We start from the raw sequence: 22,253 nt of genomic DNA, 5'->3' as shown, positions 1-22,253 counted from the left end.
AACGGATCAGCAGCAGAAGCGATCAGTCGCCGGCGAGCGGCGTCGCGACGTCGTCCGTGACGACGTTGTCCGTCCAGGTTCCGCGGAGGAACCAGAGGCCGGTGACGATCGCCGAGGCGACGAACGAGACGGCGACGGCGTACCAGACGCCGACGACGCCCATCTGGAACCCGACGACGGCGACGACCGCGATCGGGATCCGCCAGACCCACAGTTCCTGTACGGAGAGGACCATCGCCGCCTTCGTCGACCCGCTTCCGCGTAATCCCCCGAGCAGGATCTGGAAGACGCCGAGGAAGACGTACGACGGGCCGGCGATGAAGACGTAGGCAGCGGCGTACTCGATCACGACGTCGGCGTTCTCGGCGTCGGGTGTGATGAAGACGCCCGCGATGGCCTCGGCGTAGGGATAGGCGATCGCGATGACCACGACGAAAACACCGACGATGACCATCGTACTCAGCGTGACGGCCCGCTTCGCGCGGTCGACCTGGTCGGCCCCTAAGTTCTGTCCGACCACGGTTTCGGTCCCGCGGGCGAGTCCGAGCGCGGGCATGAACAGCAGCGACGAGAGTCGTGTGACGATCCCGTAGGCGGCCACCGCCTCGGTCCCGGCCAGCGCGATGATCGCCGTCAGAACGGTGATCCCGAACGCCCGAACGCCCTGCTCGGTGGCGGTCGGCGCGCCGATGTCCAGGATCTTCCGGACGGTCTCGCGTTCGAGCCACAGGTCCGAGAGGGATGGATCGAGCCCGACACGCCCCGAGAAGAGCATGAAGAGGCCGATTACCGCCGCGACGGCTCGCGAACCGATCGTCGCGATCGCCGCGCCGTCGACGCCCCAGCCGGTGAATCCGGTCGCGGCGTACAGCGACGCCTCGAGGTCGGTCATGCCGAGCCAGGCGAACAGCGGGTTTCCGTCGAACCCGAGGATCAGGATGGGATCGATCACGACGTTGAGTCCGACGCTGATCGCCATCAGGTACAGCGGCGTCCGGGTGTCGCCCCAGCCCCGTGAGAGCGCGTCGAAGATGAAGAACCAGAACATGAAGGCGATCCCGACGAACATGATCCGGGTGTACCCGACGGCGTAGGCGTACGCGTCGCCGCCCGGGTCCGCCCCCACCATTCGCATGAGCCACGGCGTCAGGAGGTACCCGACCGTCGCGAACGCCAGTGCGACGACGGTGACGAACGCGAGCGTCTGGCCGGCGATGTGACTCGCGCGCTCCGTGTTGCCCGCGCCCTTGTTCTGGGCGATGAGGACCGTGCCCGCGACGGTGAGGCCGCCGCCGACGCTGATCATCAGGAAGACGACGGCCCAGGAGTACGACAGGGCAGCGATCGCGTCGCCGCCCAGCCGACCGACCCAGAACGTGTCGGCCATGTTGTAGCCGACGTTCAGTACCTGTGAGCCGACGATGGGCGCGGACAGGACCATCAGCGGCTTGAACAGGTCGCCGTCGGTGACGTTGACCGAGCGATCCGTCGCCGAACTCATTCGGTGCCCTCGTGGTCGTCCGCCGAGTCGACCGTCGCGGTCTCTCGTCGGTCGTCGCTCTCTGTCACGTCCTCACCGTCCTCCGATACGTCCCCGTCGGCCGCGTCCGTGAACCGCTCGTCCGGCGGAAACGTGACGGCCGGTTCGTCGGGGTACGTCGTCTCCGGGGCGAGGATTTCGGTCTCGATGTACGCTCGGGCGGCCTCGTAGGCGCGCTCGCTGTAGGCCGCGCGCCCGAGCGTGAAGTGGCGGATCCTCGCGCCGACGAAGGCGCCAAGCAGGAAGTCGGCCGCAGTCTCCGGGTCGTGCTCGGAGAAGGCACCGCTCTCGACGCCGTCGGTCAGGATATCGACCAGGGTATCCCGCAGCGCCTCGTCGCTCTCTCGCAACCTCTCCTGAAACAGTTCGTTGTACGGCGCCTGCGCGCGCAGTTCGAGCATCGCCGTGTGGTGGCCGGTCCCCTCGTCCGGCGAGATGTCGACCCACCACTCCACGTACGCGGCGAGTCGCTCTTCCGGTGGGACGCCGTCTAGGGCCTCGACGCGACGCTCGTAGCCGGTGAGAAGGTATTCGATGAACGATGCGAGGAGGCCGTCGACGGAGTCGTAGTGGTAGAACAGCGCCGCCTTGCTCTTCTCGGTCCGGTCGGCGATCCGCTGGGCGGTGAGGTCGCTGTAGCCCTCCGCACAGAGCGCCTCGTAGGTCGCGCGCATGATCGCGTCGCGTGCGTCGTCGGTCACTGACTGACTGGTTGGTCAGGAACACTAAAACCCCTTTCGGCTCGAGGCGCCATCGACTCGTGGGGACACGGGCCGTACTGTGTGGTACCGCCGCTCGTTCGTGCGAACGGTCCCGTCCGAGGCGTCGTGTGAGCTGGTAGAAGCGTGTCAGTGACACCCGTCGAAGACGCAGCAGGCGTCTAGTACCGGATCGGGATTTCACCTCTCGGCGTGGCCGATCGGTAGCCGGTCGACAGCGTCGGGTGTGAGCGCAAGAGACCGAGCGTCAGAGAGCAAAGAGCGTGGACAGACCGCCAGTACGGACTCGACCGGCGACCGTTCCGTTATTCGGCCTCGCCGGTCTCGATCGGCTGCCGGATGAGGTTGCCCCACTCCGTCCAGGAACCGTCGTAGTTCTGGACGTCGTCGAAGCCGAGCAGTTCGGCCAGGACGTACCACTCGATCGAGGAGCGCTCGCCGACGCGGCAGTAGGTCACGACGGACTGGTCCTCGTCGATGCCGACGTCAGCGTAGAGTTGGCGGAGTTCGTCGGGGCTCTTGAACGTGCCGTCGTCGTTCAGCACGGACGTCGTGGGGACGTTCTGCGCGCCGGGGATGTGGCCGCCGCGCTGGGCGGTCTCCATGAGTCCCTCGGGCGCGATGACCTCGCCGGTAAACTCCTCGGGCGAGCGCACGTCGACCAGCGGGAGGCCGGCGTCGACGACCTGCTCGACGTCCTCGCGGTAGGCGCGGATGTGCTCGTACGGGCCGGAGGCGGTGTACTCCTGCGAGGAGAACTCGGTGACGTCCGTGGTCAGTGGGTAGTCGTTTGCGACCCAGTAGGGCTTTCCGCCGTCGATCACGCGGACGTCGTCGTGGCCGAAGTACTTGTACTCCCAGTAGGCAAAGAGCGCGAACCAGTTCGGGACGCGCCCGCCGCCGTAGAAGACGACCGTCGAGTCCTCGGCGATGCCCGCTTCGCTGTTGAGCGCCTCGAACGCGTCTTTGTCGAGGATGTCACGCGTCACTGCATCGCTCAGGTCCGCATCCCAGTCGAAGAAGGTCGCGCCGGGGATGTGGCCGTCCTCGTAGGGCGTGTAGTCGGAATCGGCGGTTACCGTCGGGTTGTTCACTTCGAGCAGGCGATACGCCGGATCGTCCGATCGAAAGTCGTCGAGATGCGCTTCGACCCAGTCTGCTGTGACGAGCGCGTCGGTGTCGTGGTCCGTCATGCACGTCGACGAACGTCCTCCAGCCAAATAGTGCTGACAGTGGCGTCCGGTTTGGCCGTCGGCGATGACGTCGACCCGGTCGCCGTGCGTCCGGTTCGGTTTCACGGGCCGGGCCTGAACGTGATCTACCGCCCCTGTGGGCCCTCGCGGATAGCGACAAACGTTGCCTGTTGTAGGCCGCGAAGACGACGGCCGACGCTGTGACCGTCGAACGATTGTATCCGAGCGTGAGGACCGTTACGACGAGCGGACGGCCGCTCGGGCCGCCGTTCGAGATCGGTAGCCGAACCCGACCGCCTCGCACTCGAGACAGGTCCATCGATACTCGCCGCGAATTCCCTGAATCGCGACGACGCCCTCGCACTCGGCGCACTGTTTCGACCGTCGTCGCTCGCGAACTCGTTCGAGAACGTCAGTGACCGTCATTCCGTTCGCCATTCCACCGGTTTCTGGGACCGGATTCGTATATGCTTTCCTCACTCACCGTCGTCGCTCGCCGATGACGTGCAGCGGTCGATCGTTGGCCCCGGCGCCCGTCGCGCAGATCGGCCGTGCCGGGGACGGAATCGTGCCCATCGAGTTCGTACGGAGTCGAGACCCGGGTCTCGAAGGAGGGAGACGGCGACTCAGATCGAGACGTCGGTCCGCGCCTCACACGAACGGTCAGTTGCGGTGAGTTCGCCAACGGCGGTGAACGTCCCGGCAGTCGGGTCGTCCCACGTCACCTCGAACGTTCGGGGGTCGCCGGGCTCGAACCGCTCCTGTCCGAGAACTTGCATGAACATCATTCCGTCCGTGTACCGCCAGATCTCCGTCTCACCGTCGTAGACGGCCACGTCAACCCGACAGCCGTCCGAGAACTGGGCCGTTGTGGGTTCACTCCCCGTGTTCTCGACGGTCAGCGTGAACGTGACGGAGTCGTCGTCTGTCGCCGCGTCGAGTGATCCTTCGAGTGTCATCGATCGACATTCGCCACGCTTTCCCCTAAATCTTTGCTCCTGCTGTCCCTAACCGTACCGAGCGCCACGCATTTGGCGCGCGGACGCGTAGCCTCCGGCGTGCAGATCGTGGGCTACGAACGGGCGGGCCGGGGCTCGTCGCTGCTTGTAAGCGACGGCGGGGCTGTCTCTCGGGCGTCGCTCGAACGCGGCGAGACCATCGACTTCGGCCTCGGCGAGCGCCATTGCGCGGGTGTCGTCGACCACGAGTCCGGACGACACGTGCCGTGTACCCGCGCCGGAACGCCGTACTGCGAGGCACACACGTCGACGTGGGTGTGCGCACGGTGTACCGGTACCTGCCTCAAGGACGAGATGGACTGTTACGACGAGCACGCGATCTATCTCGCCGCGTTCGCCCCAGACACGTTCAAGGTTGGTGTGACACGCCTCGAACGCCTCGAAACGCGCCTCAGAGAGCAAGGGGCGGACCGCGGAGCCCACGTGCGAACGGTTCGAAACGGCCGTATCGCCCGCGAAATCGAGGCGGAACTGGCGACCGACCTCACCGACCGCGTCCGCGTCGGTCGAAAGATCGCTGGTCTCTCCGAACGCGTCGACGAGTCCGCCTGGGACTCACTGCTCGCGGCGTTCGACCCGATCGAGCGGTTCTCGTTCGAGTACGGCCTCTCGCTTGCCTCGCGTCCGGTGACCGAGACGATCGCGACCGGCACCGTCCTCGGCGTCAAGGGACGTCTCCTCGTCCTCGACCGACGCGGAACGGCGTACGCCGTCGACCTGCGCGACCTCGTCGGACACGTCCTCGATCCAGACGGCGAACCGGCCGATCGGCAGTCGTCGCTCGGCGCCTTCGCCACCGACTGACCGTTCCGTAGCGCCCGCTACCGCTGCGCATCGGACGAGGCGGTCGCCATGACAACCCTTTTCCGACCCGCGAGTGAACCCGCGGACATGACGGACGATTCCCCCGATGACGCACCGGACGAGCAGTCTGACGACGACGGCGAAGAGAAGTCGTTCCGCGAGCGCGTCGAAGAGATCCGCGAGAAGCGAGAACAGGAAGGCGGTGAGGGCGAGGCGCCCGAGAGCCCGTTCGGCGGTGGCGGCGGCCCCGGGATGGGCGGCGGCATGGGCGGTGGAAATCCCTTCGCGCAGATGATGGGTGGCATGATGGGCGGCGGTCCCGGCGGCGGTGGTCGGGGCGGGGAGGCCGGCGACGAGGAACTCGTCCGCGAAGTCAGACAGCTTCGTGACGAGGTCAGAGACGCGACACGCCAGCTCCAGCGCATCGCTGACGCGCTCGAAGACGACTGACCGGCGCTGTCAGCCCTGTGCCGGACGGTCTGTGCTGTTTTTTCAGCGAGCAGGTGTGTATCGTCGATCGTGGCCGGTCGTGACGCATCGATACTCGACCCTGCCGCCACGGTCCCGCAGTCGAAGGCCGTCTCTGTGGGCGGATGCCGGCCGATCCTGCAAGCGTGTGCGACGTCGACTGCCGGGACGCTCGATACCGCTGCTCAGCCCTCGACGAGCAGATTGCCCTCGTCGTCGTAGCCGTATCCCAGTTCCTCGAACGCTCGCCTGACCGACGGAACGTCAAGCTCTCCGTCTTCGCCCAGGTACGGCGTCACTGGATCCTCGGACTCCCACGCCAGTGTGGACGGTTGCCAGGGGTCGCCGATCGGGGACGCGATCGGTTCGGCGGCTCCCTCGAAGACGGTCTCGACCAGCCACGCCTTGTCGAGCAATCGCGCGACCGTCCGTCGGACGTACGGGCTCGAGAGGGGTGCGCTCCGTGTGTTGTATCCGACGGCATAGATCGACCCGCTCGGACGCCTGTGGACGACGAACGGGTCAGCCGGCGCGTAGGAATCGGCGAACGTCGGTGCCAGCGCCGAGAGCGTCACGTCCGCACGCCCGGATCGAACGTCGTCGATCGCGGCCCCAGAATCGTCCGCGACCGTCACCACGATCCTCGCGATCGACGCCGATTGGTCCGTCTCGGTCGTCGAAAAGTGCTCGTCGTTTCGCCGGAGTTCGAGGCGTTGTCCTGCGGTGTGAGACACGTACTCGAAGAGCCCGCTGCCGACCGGCGCCACGTTGTCGGTGGCGATCGCCCGCGTCGTCCCGCCGGGCGAATCCACCTCGAAGAAGCCGGTTCGGTCCGTCCGCTCGCTCCAGATGTGTTCCGGCAGGATCGGGACGGTGAACGCTCGTTCGGCGGCGGCCGCACCGCCCGCGGGGACGATTCGAAGGCGGCGGTCATCGAGTACGTCGACGGCTTCGATCGCAGACGCCAGTCCCCTGTGGATGGGTGCGGGAATCGGTACGTCGCCCGTTCCAGCGGTCGTGTCCGTGAGAAAGTCGTAGGTAAATGCCACGTCGGACGCGGTGACGGTGTCGCCATCGTGCCAGTCAGTCGCACGTAACGTGACGGTGGCGGCGCCGTCGGACCAGTTCCACTCCGCTGCCAGCCACGGAACGAGCGTGTCGTCAGCCGCCGTCGCGAGGGAGTCGTAGAGCAACGTCTCGGTCGGATAGTTCCAGTGCGGCCGGTCGATTCCCAGCGGATTGAACGAACGGGTCACGTCCGGGTCGGTCGTTACCATGGTGAGCGTCTCCGCGTCGTCGACGGGTTCGATATCGAGGTACGCGTAGCGCTCCTCGAGTGGGTACCGACCGACGCCGGCGAACCGATCGGTGTTCGACAGGTGACTAGCGGTCGGGCGACACAATGGCGTGAACGGTTGGTTGTCGGCGAACGATTCGAGCGTTCGCCTGGTCTCCCGTCGGCGGTCGCCGTCCGACGCTGCGCGCAGTCGATCGAGCGTGGACTCGAACGTGGCGTTCGTGAACCCGTACGGATTCTGCAGGCCGGCTTCGTCTGCGAAACGCGTGTGCAGCGCCTCGTAGAGGACTGCCGGATCGCGAACGGGCGGCGTCCGCCAGACGAAGAGATCGAACTCGTGGTCGACGAGGATCCGGCGGAAGAACTCCTCGCGCGAGTGGGTCGTCCGGTCGACGGTCATTCCCGCCGTTTCGAGGGCGCGTTCGAGAATCGCCGCCACCGAGGCAGCCTGTGGATCGCTGGACTCGTCGACGCTCGCGACCGACAACGTGAACTCGTCGACCGGTTCGCCTCTGAGGAACGTTCGGACGCCGCTCAGACAGCCGGCACCGGCCGCCACCGTTCCGGCCGTCACCGCGCCGAGGAGTGCCCGTCTGGAGAGCGGGGTATCGGGAACTACGGGATCCATTCAGTTCGTTTGCCGTTCGACAGGAGAGATATAAGGGTATTACGCACGCGGCTCGTCGGCCGGTAGGTGGTCTCCGCCGCTCTGCCCCGCGACTGCGAACCGATACCCGCTCGTCCGGAACTTCGGCCAGATCGGTCGTCCCACTCTCGACTCACGCCCCGATGCGGCCGCGGATCGACGCGATCCAGTCGTAGACCGATTCGAGCCGACGATCGACGTCGAATCGGCCGATCAGCCTGTGAGACAGGTCGACGCAGACGACGGCGAGTATCAGTCCGGCGAGGACGTCGATCGCCCAGTGAATCCCGAGGTACATCGTCGAGAGCCAGACGCTGACTGCGAGGACGATCGCGACCGGCGTCCAGGCCGGAAACTCCGACCGCGACTCGATGGCGAACAACATGACCGTCGCCGAAAGCGACGTGTGTAACGAGGGGAAGACGTTCGTGTAGTGATTGATCTCCCTGGTCAGGTACTGTACGTTCGGCTGGACCTGATAGAGCATCGTCTCGATCTCTCCCCCGAGGTACTGACGGGGACCGAACGCGTGAAAGACCACGTAGAGGGTGACGCCGATCGCGTAGTTGAGTGCGTACGCGCCCAGGAGCCGGCGCAAAGTGGTCGTATCCCGCAGCGTGAAGTACATCACGATCGGGAACACGAGCAAGAACGCGTACCCGTAGATGTAGATAAACGAGAAGTAGTGCGTCGTCGCCGGCGACCAGATCACTTCGAAGACGAGGATGAACCCGCCTTCGATCTCGTAGAAGAGATCACCAACGCGGAGTCCGTACTCCTGGGAGATGGTGACGAGTGACTGGCGTGCAAGTTTGTTCACGATCAACACGGGTGCGAGAGCGATGGTTACGGGCAGGACTGACCGAATCCGTGGCCGCCAATCCCGAAGCGCCTGGTGCAGTGTCTCGAAACCGATGACTCTCCAGATACCGAGCACCAGCAGGGCGGTCACGACCAGAGACACCCGGCCCAGGATCGACACGAACATCAGTCGTTCACCACCAGTTCTCCCTCGTCGTTGTATCGGTAGCTCGCCACTTCGAACAGGTCGCGGGCCGCCTCGACGTCGACTTCGCCGTCCGTGCCGACGAACGGCGTCTCCGGGTCGGCACCGTTCCACGTGTAGTCGTCGATCGCGGCCGACTCCATATCGGGTACCGCGATCGGACGGGCGTGTCCGTGAAAGACCTCCGAGGCGAGCCACTCCCGGTCGATCAGTGACGCCACCGCCTGCCTGAACCTGAAGTTGCTGAACGGGGGTTCCCTCGTGTTGAATCCCACCTGGTAAAACGCCCAGTTCGGATCAGAGATCCGTTTGGCGGTCTCGGTCGATTCGGTCTCCCCGACGACGTGGGATTCGATCGGCGTCACGAGCGCGGTGGCGTCGCCTCGGTCTACGAGTCCGATCGCGGTCGACCCGTTGGGCGCCGATTGTACCTGTAACTGGTCGACGGGCGCCGACGGAAGGTCGGGGTCGTCGATCGCGAAGTGCTCGTCGAATCGCGTGAACGTCACCTGGTCTCCCTGCGTCCAGCCGTCGAATCGGTACGGTCCGCTCCCGGTCCGGGGGATCGTCTCTGCGTGCAGTTCCTCTCTGAGCCACGGTCCGGTCGAGGCGGTCTCTTGCTCTAACTCCGTCACGATCGGGCGCCACACGTGTTCGGGAAGGATCGGGACGGTGAGAGCCGACGCGCCGACGGTGCGGTTCGTGCTGACGGTTATCTCGACCGTTTCGTCGTCGACCGGAGTGACGGTCTCCACCGTCGACGTGTGCCTGCGGAACCGAGAGGCCGGTATCGGCGACTCCGCCCGGCCGAGCGAGAGATCTTCGAGGAAGTCGAACGTGAACGCGACGTCGGTGGCCGTGAGTGATTCGCCGTCGTGGAACGTGACGTCCGGCCTGAGGGTGGCTGTCACGCGGTCGTCGGCCCACTCCCAGTCGCTCGCCAGCCACGGTATCAGATCGCCGTTCGACTCGGTCGCCAGCGAGTCGTACAGCAGCGACGTGTACACGCCAGTTCGACGGTACTGGACGGCGAGCGGGTTCAGGTTCACGGTCGGTCTCGAATCGGTCACGAGCCCGGTGAACGCGTCGACCCCGTCGGCCGGATCGAGGTCGACGAACCCCAGGCGCGTCCGGAACGTCTGTCGGTCCCACCCACCGAACTGCTCCGGGTTGACGGCGTAATACGTCGACGGGGCACAGACCGGGACGAACGGTTTCTCTTTGAGAACGATGTCGAGCGCGTCACCGATCGCCGCCGTCCGCTCCTCTCCGGTGAGGTGACGCTGTGCCTCGAGATGCTCGTCCAGGTCCATATGCGTCACTCCGTACGGATTCTGCCAGCCGGGTTCGGAGGCGAACCGGGAGTGAAGCAGTTCGTAGAGGCCGTCCGGGTGTTTGAAGCCGGGGTGTCTGGCGACGAAGATGTCGAACTCCTGGTCTACGAGCACCTTCTGCTGGAGCTGCGCAGTGGTTCGCAGTTCGACGCCGACGTCGATGCCGGCGGCCTCCAGCGCCGTTTCGAGGTATTTGAAGATTCCGTTGCTCTGTCGATCGTCGTCGTCCGGAACCGTGGTTATCGTCACCGAGAGCTGATCGTCCAGCGACGAAACGTGCGAGAACAGCCCCGCGCACCCGGCGGTCGCCAGTGACGCCCCGGTTCCCACCGTTGCGAGAACCGACCGCCGGTTCACACGATCGCGCGACGGCGCGCCGGTCCCGGTCATTTTCTTACCTCTGTGAAGTTTCTCGCCCTATAATTACATTACGACAGGCACTGATCCGTGCCACGAGTGGACAGGGAGACGGCGAGACGGTTCGGCTCCGTCGGCCACCGTCAGCCAGTCCGTCGGCGATCGGGCCCGTCCATCGAATCGACCGGTCGCCGGCCGATCGCGTCGTCGACTCGTCGCCCCTAACTGACCGACCGCGTCCGCGCAGGTGCCACAGACGGGACTCACCGTCGCGGGGAGGGCGTGAACCTGACGGCCTGCGGTCGGACGACATTGATTGGGGTCACTACTCCCGACGCACCTACGAGTCTTGTGGTTTCGGCCAGGTCGCATCCGCGTCGGCCGTGACGTTCGGAGACACGCCCATCGCCGTCGTCTCCGCGCCGGAACGAAACACCGATTTACGTGCCCCGCCGAGTGTGGCTGTGACGATCGCCGAGGAACGGATCGATCGCCTCGAAGCGCTCGCCGCCGAGGCGACGGCCGACGGGAACGTCGATCGCGCCCGGGAGTACGTTCGCCTCGCACGCCGTATCGCCGAGCGCAATCGTCTTCGCTTGCCGCGCTCGTTCACGCGCTCGACCTGCGACGCCTGTGACGCCTACCTCCGACCGGGCGACAACGCTCGCGTCCGTCTCCAGGACGGCCACGTCGTGATCACCTGTGCGTGTGGGCACCACGCGCGCTACCCCTACGAGACTGCGTGACGGCCACCCGGATCCGTTCCGGAGTGACGAACGCCGTGGCAGCGACGAGACGGTCCATTGAAACCGTTCGCCGCCAATTCACACCCATGGACGAAACCGAGCGTACGAAACGCGCCCACGACCTCGACGTCACCGTCTGGGTCGGCAAGGGCGGCGTCGACGCCGTCGTCGACGAACTCGACACCCAGCTCGACGACCGCGATCTGGTGAAGGTAAAGTTCCTGCGCGCCGCCCGCGGTGGAACCGACACCGATGAACTCGCGAGTGAACTGGCGGCGGACCTGAACGCAACCGTTCACGACACGCGCGGACACACCGCCGTCGTGTACCGGTAGACGCCCGCTTCTGGCCGCAAGAACACCCACGACTGTCGGCTCGACTCGTTCACCGCAAGCGACACGCGGCGGACGGAGCCGACGACCGACCTGGAACGCGCGGCGCGATAGCGCCGCGGGAGGTCGGGCGGTGAACCCGTGAGACGGGACTCCTACCGCGCGGCTGTCGGTGAGAGGAGTACGTTTCGTCGAACCGACGCGGGACCACCGCTCTCGCGGGGCTGTCGGCGCGGCGCGCCGTCTGCTCGAGAGAACGCAGTCCCCCGCTGTCGTCGGGCGGCGCTACGCGCCGACTGCAAGCGATTCCTCTGGAATCGCCCAGTCCAAAAGAGCCTCCGGCTCTTGTGAAAATTTCACCGAGAAACGCGGCGCACAGAACTACCGCTCTGCAGTATATTCGGTTGGAAGTGGACGGTCGCGATTGCCCGGCGTTCCGACCGGGGGAATCCCGGTTGCCTCCTCCACCCCGCGACCCGGCGAGCGACAGGTGTCCGACGGTCCACTGCTCGCTTCCGCGCCTGATGGGCTGTCGCCGGCTAACCGCGATGGGACGTCCCTGCGGACGATCATCGCGGACCGCTGTCCCCGACGGACGAGGCTTCCACGTTGGCTCCCGGGGCCCCGGTCGGGCTGACCGGACGCCCACGGTATTCGGTCCCCGCTGAAGGCCATAGTGCGGGTAACGAGCAGGGCCTAACTGCCCGACCTAGTCCGAATTTACGTAGGCGGGAGGGACTTAAGGGCCTTTCGTCTGGACGGCGATTCGGCGGGCTGTACGATCGGGATCGACCGTCTGAAACCGGCATCGCGGCGAGTGGAAAGAACCAACTGCGTGTGGACCGACGTCCGACTATGGGACTTGGTTCGACGGCGAAGAAGATCCAGCTCGTCTCGGAGAAGGCCGAACAGATGTACAAACAGGTCCAGGAACTCCAGGGTCGTATCGTCACCCTCGAAGGTGCGGTCGACGAGACGCACGACACGGTCACCGACCTCGAAGGCGACGTCGCCGAACAGCGAGCGCTACTCGAAGCCATCGCGGCGGATCGGGGCCTCGACGTCGACGCCATTCTGACGGAGGCGGCAATCGAGGACGCCGACGAGGAGACCGGGTCGACGGCTAGCGAGAGCGGCGACGACGCGGGAGAGTCTGGCGACGACGCGGACGAGTCTGGCGACGGCGCGGGCGAGACCGGTGACGCCCACGCGACGTCAGAATCGAACGCCTGACCGGCGTCGGGTCGGTGATTCCGGTGGGATAATAACAGCTATCACCCGGGGCAAACGTTGCCTCAATATGACCGAACACGATCGCGCACTGTCCTCGGTCCTCGAGGCCGTGGGTCGGACGCCGCTTGTCGAAGTCCAGGCCGGGCCCTCCTCGGTCTCCATCTACGCCAAGCTCGAGTCGTTCAATCCGGGCGCGAGCGTCAAAGATCGCATCGGCGCGTACATGGTCGAACGGATGCTGGAGCGCGGGGACGTCGGTGAGGGCGGGACCGTCGTGGAGCCGACCGCCGGTAACACCGGAATCGGCTTCGCCATCGCCGCCGAACAGCTCGGTCTCGACGCGGTGTTCGTCGTCCCCGAGCGGTTCAGCGTGGAGAAGCAACAGCTCATGCGCGCGCTCGGCGCCGAAGTCATCAACACGCCCACCGACGACGGCATGGGCGGTGCGATCGAACGCGCACACGAACTCGCGGACGAACTCGACGACGCGGTCGTCCCCCAGCAGTTCTCGAACCCCCTCAACGCGGAGACGCACTACGAGACGACGGGTCCGGAGATCTACGAGGCGCTCGACGGCGAGGTGGGGGCGGTCGTCGCCGGGTGCGGTACGGCGGGCACGCTGATGGGCATCGCCCGGTACGCCCGCGAGGAAAATCCCGACACGTACGTCGGTGCCGTCGAGCCGGAAGGGTCGCTCTACGGCGAGTTCCTCGGCGAGCCCCGCGAGGAAGCGGAGTACAAGATCGAAGGGATCGGTACCCACGACACCGCGACGAACGAGCTCTTCGACCCCGATCTCGTCGACGATATCCACCCGGTTTCCGACGACCGTGCCCACGAGGAGCTGAAACGACTCGCCGCGGAAGAGGGCCACCTCGTCGGCTCGAGTTCGGGTGCGGCGAGCGTCGCCGCCCGTCGCGTCGCCCAGCGGATCGCCGACGGTGAACTCGACACACCGTCTGACTCCGTCGTCACCGTCTTCCCCGACTCGGCGGAGCGCTATCTCTCGAAGGGAATCTACCGATCGTTCGAGGAGTGGAGCGGCTAGGGGTGGGACCCATCGACACGCGCTCGTCGACGAACGCCGTCTCAGGGGGTGCGCACGTGCGCCTATCGACCGACGGTCGCACGTATCGCCACATCGAATCACGTACCCCAGGCGTATCGGGCCACCGCGACCGACGATTCGGGCGAGCGGTTTCCGTCCCGGGCGAACGGTTACGGTCTCCCGGTCCGAACGGTAGACAGTCATGGGAATCGACGACTCCACCGGGACGGAGCCGACCGTCTACGCCACGGCCGGGATGGTCGAGGCGCTGTTGGACCTGGCCAGCGAAGCGCAACCGGACCGCGTCTCGACGGGGATTTCGACGGTTTCGGCTGGCGACCTCGAGGGCGAGGAAGCCACCGTACTCCCGGCCGAGACACCCGTCTTCGCCGAGTACCTGATACCCGATCCGGGAAACTCGTTGACGCACGTCTTCGGCGTGGAGCTGTCGACGCCGAACCGGAACACGCAGGGACGGTTTCTCTCCCACCCGGACGGCGTGCTCGACCTGACGCTACGGGACGACCTCGCAGCGGTCGTCATCGTGGCCGTCCCGCCGTGGAACCCGGCCGACGACTCACTCGCCGCGTTCGATCGATCCGGAGAGCGCCTCCCGCTCGAACTGATCGACGCCGAACCGCCCGAACGGCCGTTCGAATCCTGACCGGACGGTCGTCGACTGGCCGGACAGGCGAGCGAGGCGGGACGCCGGTCACCGACGCCTCACCGACCGATCCGGCGTCCGGTCCTCCGGTGCGCTCACTCCAGGTAGCCGAGTCCACGCAGCTGTTCTGCGATCTCTTCGAACTCCGACTCGGTGAGCTTGCCGGAGCGCTGGTGCTGGATGACGATACTGCGCAGCAGGAATCGGACGAGGTCGCTCGTCGACGTGAAGCTCGTTCCCTCGATCGTCTCGTCGACGCGCGTTGCGAGTTCTTTCGGGATCGAGACCGTGGTGTACTCGGTCATGGCGACACATTGCCGTCGATTCTCAAAGACGTGTCGACGGCGAGCGATCGCGACCGTCGACTGAACCAGTGTGCGCTCTTCCCGCAGCGCAGGCGTTTTTTATCGGGAGGATCCTACGTCCGGGTATGGGAGTTCGGCCGCCACAGGGAGGCGACGACAGGGAGCCAGAGACGATCGAATTCGGTATCGCGGCCGTCGACGCGCGACTGCGCGAGTCCGAACTCGACTTTCCGGCGTCGGCGGAGACGGTCGAGCGCGCACTCGGCGGGTCCGCCATCCCGTTCGACGCCTCCGGGTCGACCGTCCAGTTCTCCGAGGCCCTTGCAGAGACGGACGCCGACGCCTTCGACTCCCGTCAGGACCTCATGAACGAGTTGCACCCGGTGTTCGAGGCGTATCGAGCCAACCGGAGCGCGTCGCTCGTCGGGCAGCTTCGCAGCCTTCTCCCCTTCTAACGGCCGTGCGACACCCGCGTTATCGCGACGAGGCGAACCGTCCCGGTACGTGACACTATGAACCACCTCGCCCCTACGGGCGTTCCCTCGTGTGCTGGCGTTCACTCGCCATCGCGACCGGGCCGCGTCGGCTTCGATCGGTCTCGCTGACTGGCGTCGGTCGCGGAGTGTCGGCTATTCCGCGTCTCGTCTCCGGAGCGTTCCCGATCGGTTCCGTGTGCGGTCTCGAGGCGGTTGAGCCGCTCGAGTCGGCGGCGGTGATCGCGGTGTAACGAGACGATCATGTCCGAGAGGACGCCGAACATCAGGAGCTGGACGCCGAGCAGGATCGCCGCCGCGCCGACGAGCGCCAGGATGTTGTGGCCGATCCCGTGGACGAACCACCGGTACAGGACGAATGTCGCGACCGCCCCGCCGGAGATGACCCCGGCAAGTCCGAGACTCCCGAAGTAAAAGAGGGGGTTATTCGTCTTCGCGAGGGAGTACATCGACGCGATGATGCGTCCGCCGTCTCGAACGGGCCGGAGGTTCGTCTCGGAGTCGTCCGGGCGCGGCGCGTAGCTGATCGGGACGACGGTCGTGTCGATGCCCTGCTTGACGCACTCGACGGCGAGTTCCGTCTCGATCGTGAAGCCGTCGGACGAGGGGGCACAGCGTTCGAACGAGTCGGCCGTGAAGGCCCGGTAGCCGGAGAGGATGTCGACGAACGCCGCCCCGTGGATGGTCGTAAACGCCCGGTTGATGAGCCCGTTTCCGACACGGTTGAGCCGCGTCATCGCACCTGACTCCATGTCGGCGAACCTGTTGCCGATGACGTGTTCGTAGCCGTCTCCGAGCGGCTCTAGCATGCGTTTCGCGTCCTCCGGATCATACGTCCCGTCGCCGTCGAGCATGAGGACGTACGGCACCTCCACGTACGTCATCGCTTCGCGGATCGCCTGCCCTTTCCCGGCGCCAGACTGTTCGACGACGCGAGCGCCCGCGTCGCGGGCGATATCCTGCGTTCGATCGCTCGATCCGCCGTCGATCACGAGCACGTTGTCGAACCCCCGGTCTCGAAAGTCGGTCACGATGTCGCCGATCGTCGACGCTTCGTCGAGCGTCGGGATGAGGACGCACACCGACGACCGTGGAACGTCGGACGACGACTCGGGTGCCGACTGCTCGGCGCGGGTGTACGCTTCGGCCGCCTCGGGGACCATTGGAGGCACGTCGGTCCGGTGACCCAAAAAGGCTACTGGTCGCCACCCCGTCGTCGGGCTCCGCGTCCGCGTGCCCCATCGACCGATAGATCGCGACGGCGTCGACGGTGTCGGGAGGGGCTGAGTGCGACACGTTCCGTGATCGCGATCCGGTCGTCGGGAGTGTCTCGCTGGATGTCGCCCGCTCGGGACCGAACGGCACCAGTCGATCAGGACTCGCGGTGGTCAACCGATTCGCCCCGATCGGAGCGGTTCGGTTGCGAGCCAGCGTTCCGATGCTCGCCGGCCTCGCCGACCGGTTGGGGCTCCTCTTTCGCGGCGGGCGACCATCGGACGTCGAGCCGGAGACGCTCCTGGTCGCCGCGGACCATTCCCGACCGCTCCAGTACTTCGACCTCCGTCGTCACCTCGTCGGGCGGCCGCAAGGCGACGGTCTTGTTCCCAACGGGGATCGACACCGTCTCACCGCCCCGCTCGAACTCGTCCGCGAGTTCGCGAAAGAGCGCCGCGACGTCCGTGCGCCCGAGTTCCCGGCTGTCGTCGGTTCGTACGACCATAGCCCTAGGACGGGCTTCTCGGGTAAAATGGTACAGGGTGAGTGTGACGGGCAGTCGTCCAGCTGAACGTGCCCCGGCCCGTCACGTGGCGCTCACGTCTCGGCCACGACACGCTCACATCTCGGCCACGACACGCTCACATCTCGGCCACGACAGCTGTTGCACCGATGGATTCGAGCACGTCGAAGAAGGTCGGGAAGGAGACGTCGACGTGCTCGGCGCCGTGTATCGTCGTCTCACCGTCTGCGACCAGTGCAGCGACGGCGAGTGCCATGACGATTCGGTGGTCGCCGTGGCCGTCGACCGTCGCCCCGGTGAGCGTCGACTCGCCGCCGTGGACGGTCAGCGAGTCACGCTCCTCGGTCGTCTCGACACCGAATTTCGCGAGTTCGGTCGCCATCGCGGCGATCCGATCGGTCTCCTTGAATCGGACGTGTTCGGCGTCGACGATACTGGTCTCGCCGTCGGCGACCGATCCGAGGACGGCGAGCGTCGGGAGCAAGTCCGGCGTGTCGGCGACCGAGATCTCGGTCCCGGAGAGCGGCGCGTGTTCGACGGTTAGCGTCCCGGCGTCGCGATCCCACTCGACCGGAGCGCCGAAGTCGGCGACGTGCTCGACGATGGCCGTGTCGCCCTGGGCGCTCGGCCGTGCGCCCGCTATTTCGAGCGTCGTCCCCTCGGCTCTCGCGGTACCTCCGCCCGCGTCCCCGCCGGCCACGGCGCCCGCCGCGAGGAGGTACGAGATCGAGGAGAAGTCGCCCGGGACGGCGTACGTGCCGTCGGCTGGGCGGTACGACTGCCCGCCCGAAACCGCGAAACCGTCGGCCGTCTCGCGCGTCTCCACGTCGAAGTCGGTGAGCACCTCCCGCGTCACGTCGACGTAGGGGGCGGACTTCAGGTCGGTTTCGAGGCGCAGGTCGACGCCGGCGGCGGTGAGGCTACCCGCGACGAGCAGCGCCGTCACGTACTGTGAGGAGACGTCGCCCGGGATCGAGACCGTCCCGCCCGCCATCGGCCCGTCGACGACGAGCGGCGCCTGGCCGTTCCCGCGGGTACTACGGGCCGTCGCATCGAGTTCGGAGAGCGCGTCGAGGAGCGGTCCCTGCGGCCTGGATCGGAGCGATTCGTCACCGGTCAGGACCGTCGTCCCGTCGGCGAGGGCCGCGAGGGCGGTGACCAGACGCATCGTCGTGCCAGAGTTCGCACAGTCGATCACGTCCGCGGGAACCTCGAGGTCTCCGTCGAACCCGTCGATCGTGAGGTCACCGTCCGTCCGTCGCTCGACGCTCCCGCCGAAGGCTTCGACGGCGCGGGCGGTGGCCCGGGTATCGGCACTCCAGAGCGGGTTCGCGACGACGGCGCGCTCGCCACAGCCGGCGGCGAGGATCGCCCGGTGCGTATAGCTCTTCGACGGCGGCGCGCGTACCGTACCCTCGACCGGCCCCGGCGAGATCGTGACGTCCATCCGTACGTCGCCACTCACGAGCCGGAGAAATGAGTATGTCGGTGGGTGCCGGCCGCTTTGGCGTGCCGCTCGTTCGGATACCGGTTCAGTTGGCGTCCAGACGGACGACTGCTGCCGTCGACTGTTGTCGGGAGAATGCGACGTTTTTACCCTCCTGTGAGGCCGTCAGGGCCGGCGATGGAGGGCGTACGCGATGAGTCCGAGCCCGGCGAACTGGAACACGTGAACGGCGAGCCAGAACCAGTCTTGCTGTGGGAGCGTGAGTAGTCGGAGACTGATCAACACCGTCCCGACGAACGACGTCGTGTAGGTGACGGCGGTCAGGAGGATCAGCCCGACGGCGAGGTACCACATCGACGGATCCTCGTGTCGTCGCATCGCGCGATAGGCGAGGTAGCCGATGTAGAGGCCCAGCAGCGTCGCTCCGACGGCGAGTACACCGACCGCGAACTGGATCGGCGGAACGTCTAGGACCATCAGAGATCACCCCAAAGGCGCTGGAGGCGATCGATCGCGTCTTCGTCGCGTCGACGGAGGTCGAACTCGAACCCGTCAGCCTCGAGTCTGAGTCGGATCTCCGCGAGCGTCGCCGTGTAGATCGTATCGTGGTGACCGTCGGCTCGTGGTCGTGTGCGTTCGTGGACGAGGTCCGCCGTTTCGAGTCGATCGAGTCGACGACTGATCGTCGACAGCGAGGCGTCGCAGTGGTCGGCGAGTTCTGTCGCTGACATGGGTTCGGTACACGTGGCTACGAGGATCGAACGGGCGTACTCGTCGTCGAGAACCGAGACGAGCACCTCCAGCGGCGGATCCTCACTCACGGGTTTCTCATCGGACATCTGTAACGTGAAGGTGTCGGTCGATCGTCCGTCGACCTGGAGGCCGGGCCGGAAACGGCACCCGGGGGCGCCCTCTACGGGCGTTCCCTGGGCAGTAGTTTCTCGCCGGTCTACCGGTGCCATCTGTACGTCTGTCGAGGACGTGCTCACGGTGTATCGAGTCTGTATACGCCGATTCGGACCCGCGATCTACGATTCCCAGGGTGAAAGACCAGGGATACCCGGTCCCTATCTCCCCGTCCGCTCACGTCGACCGTGATCGAGTCGCCGGGAGCGACGGTCCCGGTGACGGACGAAAATTGCCGGTCGAAGGGCTCTCGAATGTTGGCTCCACTACCGTACCCCACGACGAGCTCGTCCGCGTCGACCGTCTCGCCCCCGCGATGGTCGATTGTCAGCGTCTCGTCGTCCGGATCGTGGTCGAACCACCAGGAGATCTGAGGTGGTGACACCGTCTCTGGGGTGTCCACGGACAGGTCGTCGATGGCGTGTTTCATCGAGATCGTGGCCAGGTTCCCCCGAATCACGACGTCGACCTGTGAGGCGTCGAGCGTCTCATCTTCGTGCTCGATGCGATCCCGGACGCGCCGTTCGGTGAGGTCGATCTTCTCGGCGAACGTCTGGACGTACTGGTAGTAGACGTACTCGTCGTCGAAGGTAGTCGCCGCGGCCGCTTTCTGTACATCGGCACCGTCCAACCCGAGGACGTGCATCTCCCCGACGTCGGTGACGAACATGATGCCCGGCTGGGACCCGACGGTCGACGAGATCGCGTCGAACCCGTCGTCGACCTCGTGGAGGCGATTTCGCCGGCCCGTCCCGGCATCGGCGACGGCCTCGACCGCCGGTCGCGAATCGGGGTCGCGACCGGAGACGATCGCCCCGTCGAGGACGCAGAGGACGCCCCCTGTATCCGTTCTGCCGAACAGGTCGTACCTGTCGGATTCGAGGCGTTCGTAGCCCATCCCGAGAACTGTCTCGTGGACGTCCGCCGGATCGAATGCACCGAGCGCGACGGTAACCGGCCCGATCGTAAACGTCCTCTCGTAGTTTTCGAACCCGACGCCGACGTACGCCACTCGCGGGCGGATGACCCGGTCCTGAAGGTGGAGGAGTGAGCGAGCGTCGACCTGGCCGTCGGTCAGCGTGGGCGGGGTGAGATACAGGTCGATCAGTTCGTCCCACTCGTACTCGTCCGTCTCGAGTGGGGCCGGAATCCACTCGCGGTAGACCGGCTCTCCGGGCGCTGGAACGTCGACGTCCGCGTAGGTAATTCGTTGCCCCATCGTCGGTAGCGACGAGAGACACCCGGCGAGTCCGAGACTCGTACCGAGCGCCGTCACGCCGCTCACCCGGCGAAGGAGCGACCGGCGGTCGAACCGTGTCTCCTGGGATGGCATCTACTCCGACAGACGAACGCCGCATCCTATAACGGATCCTCGACCGTGCGAGGTGGAAAGCCGCCGGAACGTTTATATAATCTGTCTGGTTCTCCGGTCGATTCGACGGGTCGTGCTCCACAGAAACGCGACCCGACGAGGATCCGGAGACGTCAGGTCGTCTGAGCACCGTGGTCGACAACCCGTGTGGAGCGACGAGGGTCGTCAGATCGTTCCGAGCGGCGCGGTCGTCGACCCGTGTGGAGCGACGAGAGTCTACCCGTGCGCGCACAATCCCGACCGTTATGGTGCATCCGCACCGAGCGAGTCCATGGGCAACGATCTGACGGCACTAGCAGACTACCTCGCGACGAACGACCTGGACGGGTACCTCGTCGACGCTGCTGGCGAGGATGCAGACCAGCGCTACGTCTCCGGGTTCGACGCGCCGGATCCGTACCAGACGCTCGTCACCGAGGACGGCGTCCACCTCCTCGTCTCCGGCCTCGAGTACGGGCGCGCCGAGAGCGAGGCCGCTGCCGACACCGTGACCAACATGGCAGCCTACGACGCGCAGGAACTCCGTTCGGAGTACGGCCCCCGCGAGGGCACGCTCCGGACGATCGCGGCCTTTCTCGATACCCACGACGTTTCGTCGATCGCGGTACCCGAGCACTGCCCCGTCGGGACGGCCGACGGGTTACGCGAGCACGGGATCGACGTCACCGTCGAGACCGACGACGTCGTCGGCGAGATTCGGGCGACGAAGACCGGTGCCGAGATCGACGCCATCCACGAGACGCAGGCAGCGAACCAGCGGGCGATGGCCGTCGCCGAAGGGTTGATCGCGAGCGCAGCGGTGCGCGACGGCGTCCTCTACTACGAGGGTGAGCCGTTGACGAGCGAGCGCGTGACGACCGAGATCGAGATCACGCTCCTGCGCGAGGGCTGCGCGTTAGACGAGACGATCGTCGCCTGCGGCGCCGACGCCGCGGACCCACACGACCGCGGGAGCGGCCCGCTGAAAGCGGGCGAGTCGATCGTGATCGACATCTTCCCGCGCGACAAGGAGACGGGCTACTTCGGCGACATGACCCGGACCTTCGTCCGCGGCGAGCCGTCGGACGAGCTCCGGCGACGCTACGACGTCACGTACGAAGCGTTCGAGGCCGCCCTCGACGCCATCGAACCCGGCGTCACGGGCGACGAGGTCCACGAAATCGTCTGCGACGTGATCGAGGACGCCGGCTACGCCACGCTGCGAAGCGACCCCGAGACCGACACCGGCTACATCCACGGCACCGGCCACGGCGTCGGTCTCGACATCCACGAGGGCCCGCGTCTCTCGTTCGGCGGCGAAGAACTCGAACCCGGACACGTCGTCACGGTCGAACCTGGAATCTACGACCCCGAGGTCGGCGGCGTCCGCATCGAGGACCTCGTCGTCGTCACCGAGGACGGGTACGAGAATCTCACGGACTACCCGATCGACGTCGAACCCGAAGACCGGCGCTAACCCGTCTCCGTCGTGTTTTGGATCTTCGGCGTGATTCGAGCCTCCGACGTGATTCAGGCATCTAGCGTGGTCCCAGTCTCCGGGAGTCGACCGTGCTCTCGGTGTCCGCTGGGTCCGCGATCGACGCCG

Annotated in this window: 24 protein-coding genes and 1 other RNA gene; 9 read left to right on the top strand and 16 right to left on the bottom strand. The window is 66.2% G+C overall.

Going from position 1 to position 22,253, the window contains the following annotated elements; genetic code table 11:
* Positions 1–22: 22 nt before the first annotated feature.
* The 5 genes from NO366_RS16960 to NO366_RS16940 form a co-directional block, all read right to left on the bottom strand.
* On the bottom strand, positions 23–1,501 hold the full coding sequence (locus tag NO366_RS16960; RefSeq protein WP_256531968.1) for an MATE family efflux transporter: 1,479 nt from the start codon (positions 1,499–1,501) through the stop codon (positions 23–25).
* A complete protein-coding gene (locus NO366_RS16955; RefSeq protein ID WP_256531967.1) occupies positions 1,498–2,241 on the bottom strand; it encodes a TetR/AcrR family transcriptional regulator in 744 nt (247 codons plus the stop codon). Before NO366_RS16955 ends, NO366_RS16960 begins: the two co-directional genes overlap by 4 nt.
* A gap of 323 nt (positions 2,242–2,564) precedes the next feature.
* Positions 2,565–3,452 (bottom strand): sulfurtransferase, encoded by an 888-nt coding sequence (locus NO366_RS16950; protein ID WP_256531966.1) that lies wholly within the window; start codon positions 3,450–3,452, stop codon positions 2,565–2,567.
* Between the two features lie 237 nt (positions 3,453–3,689).
* Entirely contained in the window at positions 3,690–3,890 is a 201-nt protein-coding gene (locus tag NO366_RS16945) for a hypothetical protein (protein WP_256531965.1), read from the bottom strand.
* Positions 3,891–4,078: 188 nt separating this feature from the next.
* Positions 4,079–4,411 (bottom strand): BsuPI-related putative proteinase inhibitor, encoded by a 333-nt coding sequence (locus NO366_RS16940; protein WP_256531964.1) that lies wholly within the window; start codon positions 4,409–4,411, stop codon positions 4,079–4,081.
* A 99-nt stretch (positions 4,412–4,510) separates the two neighbouring features.
* Between NO366_RS16940 and NO366_RS16935 the strand changes: the two genes are divergently transcribed.
* Entirely contained in the window at positions 4,511–5,275 is a 765-nt protein-coding gene (locus NO366_RS16935; protein WP_256531963.1) for a DUF2797 domain-containing protein, read from the top strand.
* An 87-nt stretch (positions 5,276–5,362) separates the two neighbouring features.
* A complete protein-coding gene (locus NO366_RS16930) occupies positions 5,363–5,725 on the top strand; it encodes a hypothetical protein (RefSeq protein ID WP_256531962.1) in 363 nt (120 codons plus the stop codon).
* A 203-nt stretch (positions 5,726–5,928) separates the two neighbouring features.
* Here NO366_RS16930 and NO366_RS16925 read toward each other — a convergent pair whose 3' ends face one another.
* From NO366_RS16925 to NO366_RS16915, 3 genes are all read right to left on the bottom strand, one after another.
* Positions 5,929–7,668 (bottom strand): ABC transporter substrate-binding protein, encoded by a 1,740-nt coding sequence (locus NO366_RS16925; RefSeq protein WP_256531961.1) that lies wholly within the window; start codon positions 7,666–7,668, stop codon positions 5,929–5,931.
* Positions 7,669–7,819: 151 nt separating this feature from the next.
* Positions 7,820–8,674 carry a phosphatase PAP2 family protein gene (locus NO366_RS16920; RefSeq protein WP_256531960.1) on the bottom strand — a complete coding sequence of 285 codons (855 nt, stop codon included), beginning with the start codon at positions 8,672–8,674 and terminating at the stop codon, positions 7,820–7,822.
* The gene (locus NO366_RS16915; protein WP_256531959.1) at positions 8,674–10,416 is read right to left on the bottom strand and encodes an ABC transporter substrate-binding protein; all 1,743 of its coding nucleotides are present in this window, start codon (positions 10,414–10,416) and stop codon (positions 8,674–8,676) included. Before NO366_RS16915 ends, NO366_RS16920 begins: the two co-directional genes overlap by 1 nt.
* Positions 10,417–10,847: 431 nt before the next feature.
* Between NO366_RS16915 and NO366_RS16910 the strand changes: the two genes are divergently transcribed.
* Together NO366_RS16910 and NO366_RS16905 are read left to right on the top strand one after the other, a co-directional pair.
* Positions 10,848–11,129, top strand: coding sequence for a ribonuclease P protein component 4 (locus tag NO366_RS16910; protein WP_256531958.1), 282 nt, complete (start codon positions 10,848–10,850; stop codon positions 11,127–11,129).
* A gap of 86 nt (positions 11,130–11,215) precedes the next feature.
* Positions 11,216–11,464, top strand: a complete 249-nt coding sequence (locus NO366_RS16905) for a YhbY family RNA-binding protein (RefSeq protein ID WP_256531957.1) — start codon at positions 11,216–11,218, stop codon at positions 11,462–11,464.
* A gap of 405 nt (positions 11,465–11,869) precedes the next feature.
* On the opposite strand, the gene ffs is transcribed toward NO366_RS16905, so the two are convergent.
* Positions 11,870–12,181: signal recognition particle sRNA (ffs, locus tag NO366_RS16900), an RNA gene on the bottom strand.
* Between the two features lie 135 nt (positions 12,182–12,316).
* Here ffs and NO366_RS16895 point away from each other — a divergent pair.
* The 3 genes from NO366_RS16895 (at position 12,317) to NO366_RS16885 (ending at position 14,406) form a co-directional block, all read left to right on the top strand.
* Positions 12,317–12,694, top strand: coding sequence for a DUF5798 family protein (locus NO366_RS16895; RefSeq protein WP_256531956.1), 378 nt, complete (start codon positions 12,317–12,319; stop codon positions 12,692–12,694).
* A gap of 67 nt (positions 12,695–12,761) precedes the next feature.
* Positions 12,762–13,742, top strand: coding sequence for a PLP-dependent cysteine synthase family protein (locus tag NO366_RS16890; protein WP_256531955.1), 981 nt, complete (start codon positions 12,762–12,764; stop codon positions 13,740–13,742).
* 202 nt (positions 13,743–13,944) lie between these two features.
* On the top strand, positions 13,945–14,406 hold the full coding sequence (locus NO366_RS16885; RefSeq protein WP_256531954.1) for a JAB/MPN domain protein-containing protein: 462 nt from the start codon (positions 13,945–13,947) through the stop codon (positions 14,404–14,406).
* Positions 14,407–14,501: 95 nt separating this feature from the next.
* On the opposite strand, the gene NO366_RS16880 is transcribed toward NO366_RS16885, so the two are convergent.
* Positions 14,502–14,711 carry a ribbon-helix-helix domain-containing protein gene (locus NO366_RS16880; RefSeq protein WP_256531953.1) on the bottom strand — a complete coding sequence of 70 codons (210 nt, stop codon included), beginning with the start codon at positions 14,709–14,711 and terminating at the stop codon, positions 14,502–14,504.
* 125 nt (positions 14,712–14,836) lie between these two features.
* Here NO366_RS16880 and NO366_RS16875 point away from each other — a divergent pair, with 125 nt between their 5' ends.
* Positions 14,837–15,166 (top strand): DUF5789 family protein, encoded by a 330-nt coding sequence (locus tag NO366_RS16875; RefSeq protein ID WP_256531952.1) that lies wholly within the window; start codon positions 14,837–14,839, stop codon positions 15,164–15,166.
* 101 nt (positions 15,167–15,267) lie between these two features.
* Here NO366_RS16875 and aglJ read toward each other — a convergent pair whose 3' ends face one another.
* From aglJ to NO366_RS16845, 6 genes are all read right to left on the bottom strand, one after another.
* Positions 15,268–16,368, bottom strand: coding sequence for an S-layer glycoprotein N-glycosyltransferase AglJ (gene aglJ / locus NO366_RS16870; protein ID WP_256531951.1), 1,101 nt, complete (start codon positions 16,366–16,368; stop codon positions 15,268–15,270).
* Positions 16,369–16,577: 209 nt separating this feature from the next.
* The gene (locus tag NO366_RS16865; protein ID WP_256531950.1) at positions 16,578–16,925 is read right to left on the bottom strand and encodes an amphi-Trp domain-containing protein; all 348 of its coding nucleotides are present in this window, start codon (positions 16,923–16,925) and stop codon (positions 16,578–16,580) included.
* A 136-nt stretch (positions 16,926–17,061) separates the two neighbouring features.
* Positions 17,062–18,390, bottom strand: a complete 1,329-nt coding sequence (aroA, locus tag NO366_RS16860) for a 3-phosphoshikimate 1-carboxyvinyltransferase (RefSeq protein WP_256531949.1) — start codon at positions 18,388–18,390, stop codon at positions 17,062–17,064.
* A 165-nt stretch (positions 18,391–18,555) separates the two neighbouring features.
* A complete protein-coding gene (locus tag NO366_RS16855) occupies positions 18,556–18,867 on the bottom strand; it encodes a DUF7521 family protein (protein ID WP_256531948.1) in 312 nt (103 codons plus the stop codon).
* Positions 18,867–19,211, bottom strand: coding sequence for an ArsR/SmtB family transcription factor (locus NO366_RS16850; RefSeq protein WP_256531947.1), 345 nt, complete (start codon positions 19,209–19,211; stop codon positions 18,867–18,869). The genes NO366_RS16855 and NO366_RS16850 overlap by 1 nt, the downstream gene beginning before the upstream one ends.
* 164 nt (positions 19,212–19,375) lie before the next feature.
* On the bottom strand, positions 19,376–20,629 hold the full coding sequence (locus tag NO366_RS16845) for a hypothetical protein (protein ID WP_256531946.1): 1,254 nt from the start codon (positions 20,627–20,629) through the stop codon (positions 19,376–19,378).
* Between the two features lie 310 nt (positions 20,630–20,939).
* Here NO366_RS16845 and NO366_RS16840 point away from each other — a divergent pair, with 310 nt between their 5' ends.
* Positions 20,940–22,124: a M24 family metallopeptidase gene (locus NO366_RS16840; RefSeq protein ID WP_256531945.1), complete on the top strand. Its 1,185-nt coding sequence runs from the start codon at positions 20,940–20,942 to the stop codon at positions 22,122–22,124.
* The last annotated feature ends 129 nt before the right edge of the window (positions 22,125–22,253 follow it).

Source organism: Halovivax cerinus (genome assembly GCF_024498195.1).
Lineage (GTDB): Archaea > Halobacteriota > Halobacteria > Halobacteriales > Natrialbaceae > Halovivax > Halovivax cerinus.
The sequence above is the reverse complement of the archived record's forward strand: the minus strand, read 5'-3'. Positions and strand labels throughout refer to the sequence as shown.

Bases quoted from the DNA above. Each gene is read 5' to 3' on its own strand.
- aglJ (WP_256531951.1), bottom strand. From the start codon at position 16,368: ATGGTCCCCGAGGCGGCCGAAGCGTACACCCGCGCCGAGCAGTCGGCA.
- NO366_RS16945 (WP_256531965.1), bottom strand. From the start codon at position 3,890: ATGGCGAACGGAATGACGGTCACTGACGTTCTCGAACGAGTTCGCGAG.
- NO366_RS16865 (WP_256531950.1), bottom strand. From the start codon at position 16,925: ATGGTCGTACGAACCGACGACAGCCGGGAACTCGGGCGCACGGACGTC.
- NO366_RS16855 (WP_256531948.1), bottom strand. From the start codon at position 18,867: ATGGTCCTAGACGTTCCGCCGATCCAGTTCGCGGTCGGTGTACTCGCC.
- NO366_RS16915 (WP_256531959.1), bottom strand. From the start codon at position 10,416: ATGACCGGGACCGGCGCGCCGTCGCGCGATCGTGTGAACCGGCGGTCG.
- NO366_RS16940 (WP_256531964.1), bottom strand. From the start codon at position 4,411: ATGACACTCGAAGGATCACTCGACGCGGCGACAGACGACGACTCCGTC.
- NO366_RS16925 (WP_256531961.1), bottom strand. From the start codon at position 7,668: ATGGATCCCGTAGTTCCCGATACCCCGCTCTCCAGACGGGCACTCCTC.
- NO366_RS16840 (WP_256531945.1), top strand. From the start codon at position 20,940: ATGGGCAACGATCTGACGGCACTAGCAGACTACCTCGCGACGAACGAC.
- aroA (WP_256531949.1), bottom strand. From the start codon at position 18,390: ATGGACGTCACGATCTCGCCGGGGCCGGTCGAGGGTACGGTACGCGCG.
- NO366_RS16890 (WP_256531955.1), top strand. From the start codon at position 12,762: ATGACCGAACACGATCGCGCACTGTCCTCGGTCCTCGAGGCCGTGGGT.
- NO366_RS16930 (WP_256531962.1), top strand. From the start codon at position 5,363: ATGACGGACGATTCCCCCGATGACGCACCGGACGAGCAGTCTGACGAC.
- NO366_RS16960 (WP_256531968.1), bottom strand. From the start codon at position 1,501: ATGAGTTCGGCGACGGATCGCTCGGTCAACGTCACCGACGGCGACCTG.
- NO366_RS16875 (WP_256531952.1), top strand. From the start codon at position 14,837: ATGGGAGTTCGGCCGCCACAGGGAGGCGACGACAGGGAGCCAGAGACG.
- NO366_RS16905 (WP_256531957.1), top strand. From the start codon at position 11,216: ATGGACGAAACCGAGCGTACGAAACGCGCCCACGACCTCGACGTCACC.
- NO366_RS16950 (WP_256531966.1), bottom strand. From the start codon at position 3,452: ATGACGGACCACGACACCGACGCGCTCGTCACAGCAGACTGGGTCGAA.
- NO366_RS16885 (WP_256531954.1), top strand. From the start codon at position 13,945: ATGGGAATCGACGACTCCACCGGGACGGAGCCGACCGTCTACGCCACG.
- NO366_RS16880 (WP_256531953.1), bottom strand. From the start codon at position 14,711: ATGACCGAGTACACCACGGTCTCGATCCCGAAAGAACTCGCAACGCGC.
- NO366_RS16920 (WP_256531960.1), bottom strand. From the start codon at position 8,674: ATGTTCGTGTCGATCCTGGGCCGGGTGTCTCTGGTCGTGACCGCCCTG.
- NO366_RS16845 (WP_256531946.1), bottom strand. From the start codon at position 20,629: ATGCCATCCCAGGAGACACGGTTCGACCGCCGGTCGCTCCTTCGCCGG.
- NO366_RS16895 (WP_256531956.1), top strand. From the start codon at position 12,317: ATGGGACTTGGTTCGACGGCGAAGAAGATCCAGCTCGTCTCGGAGAAG.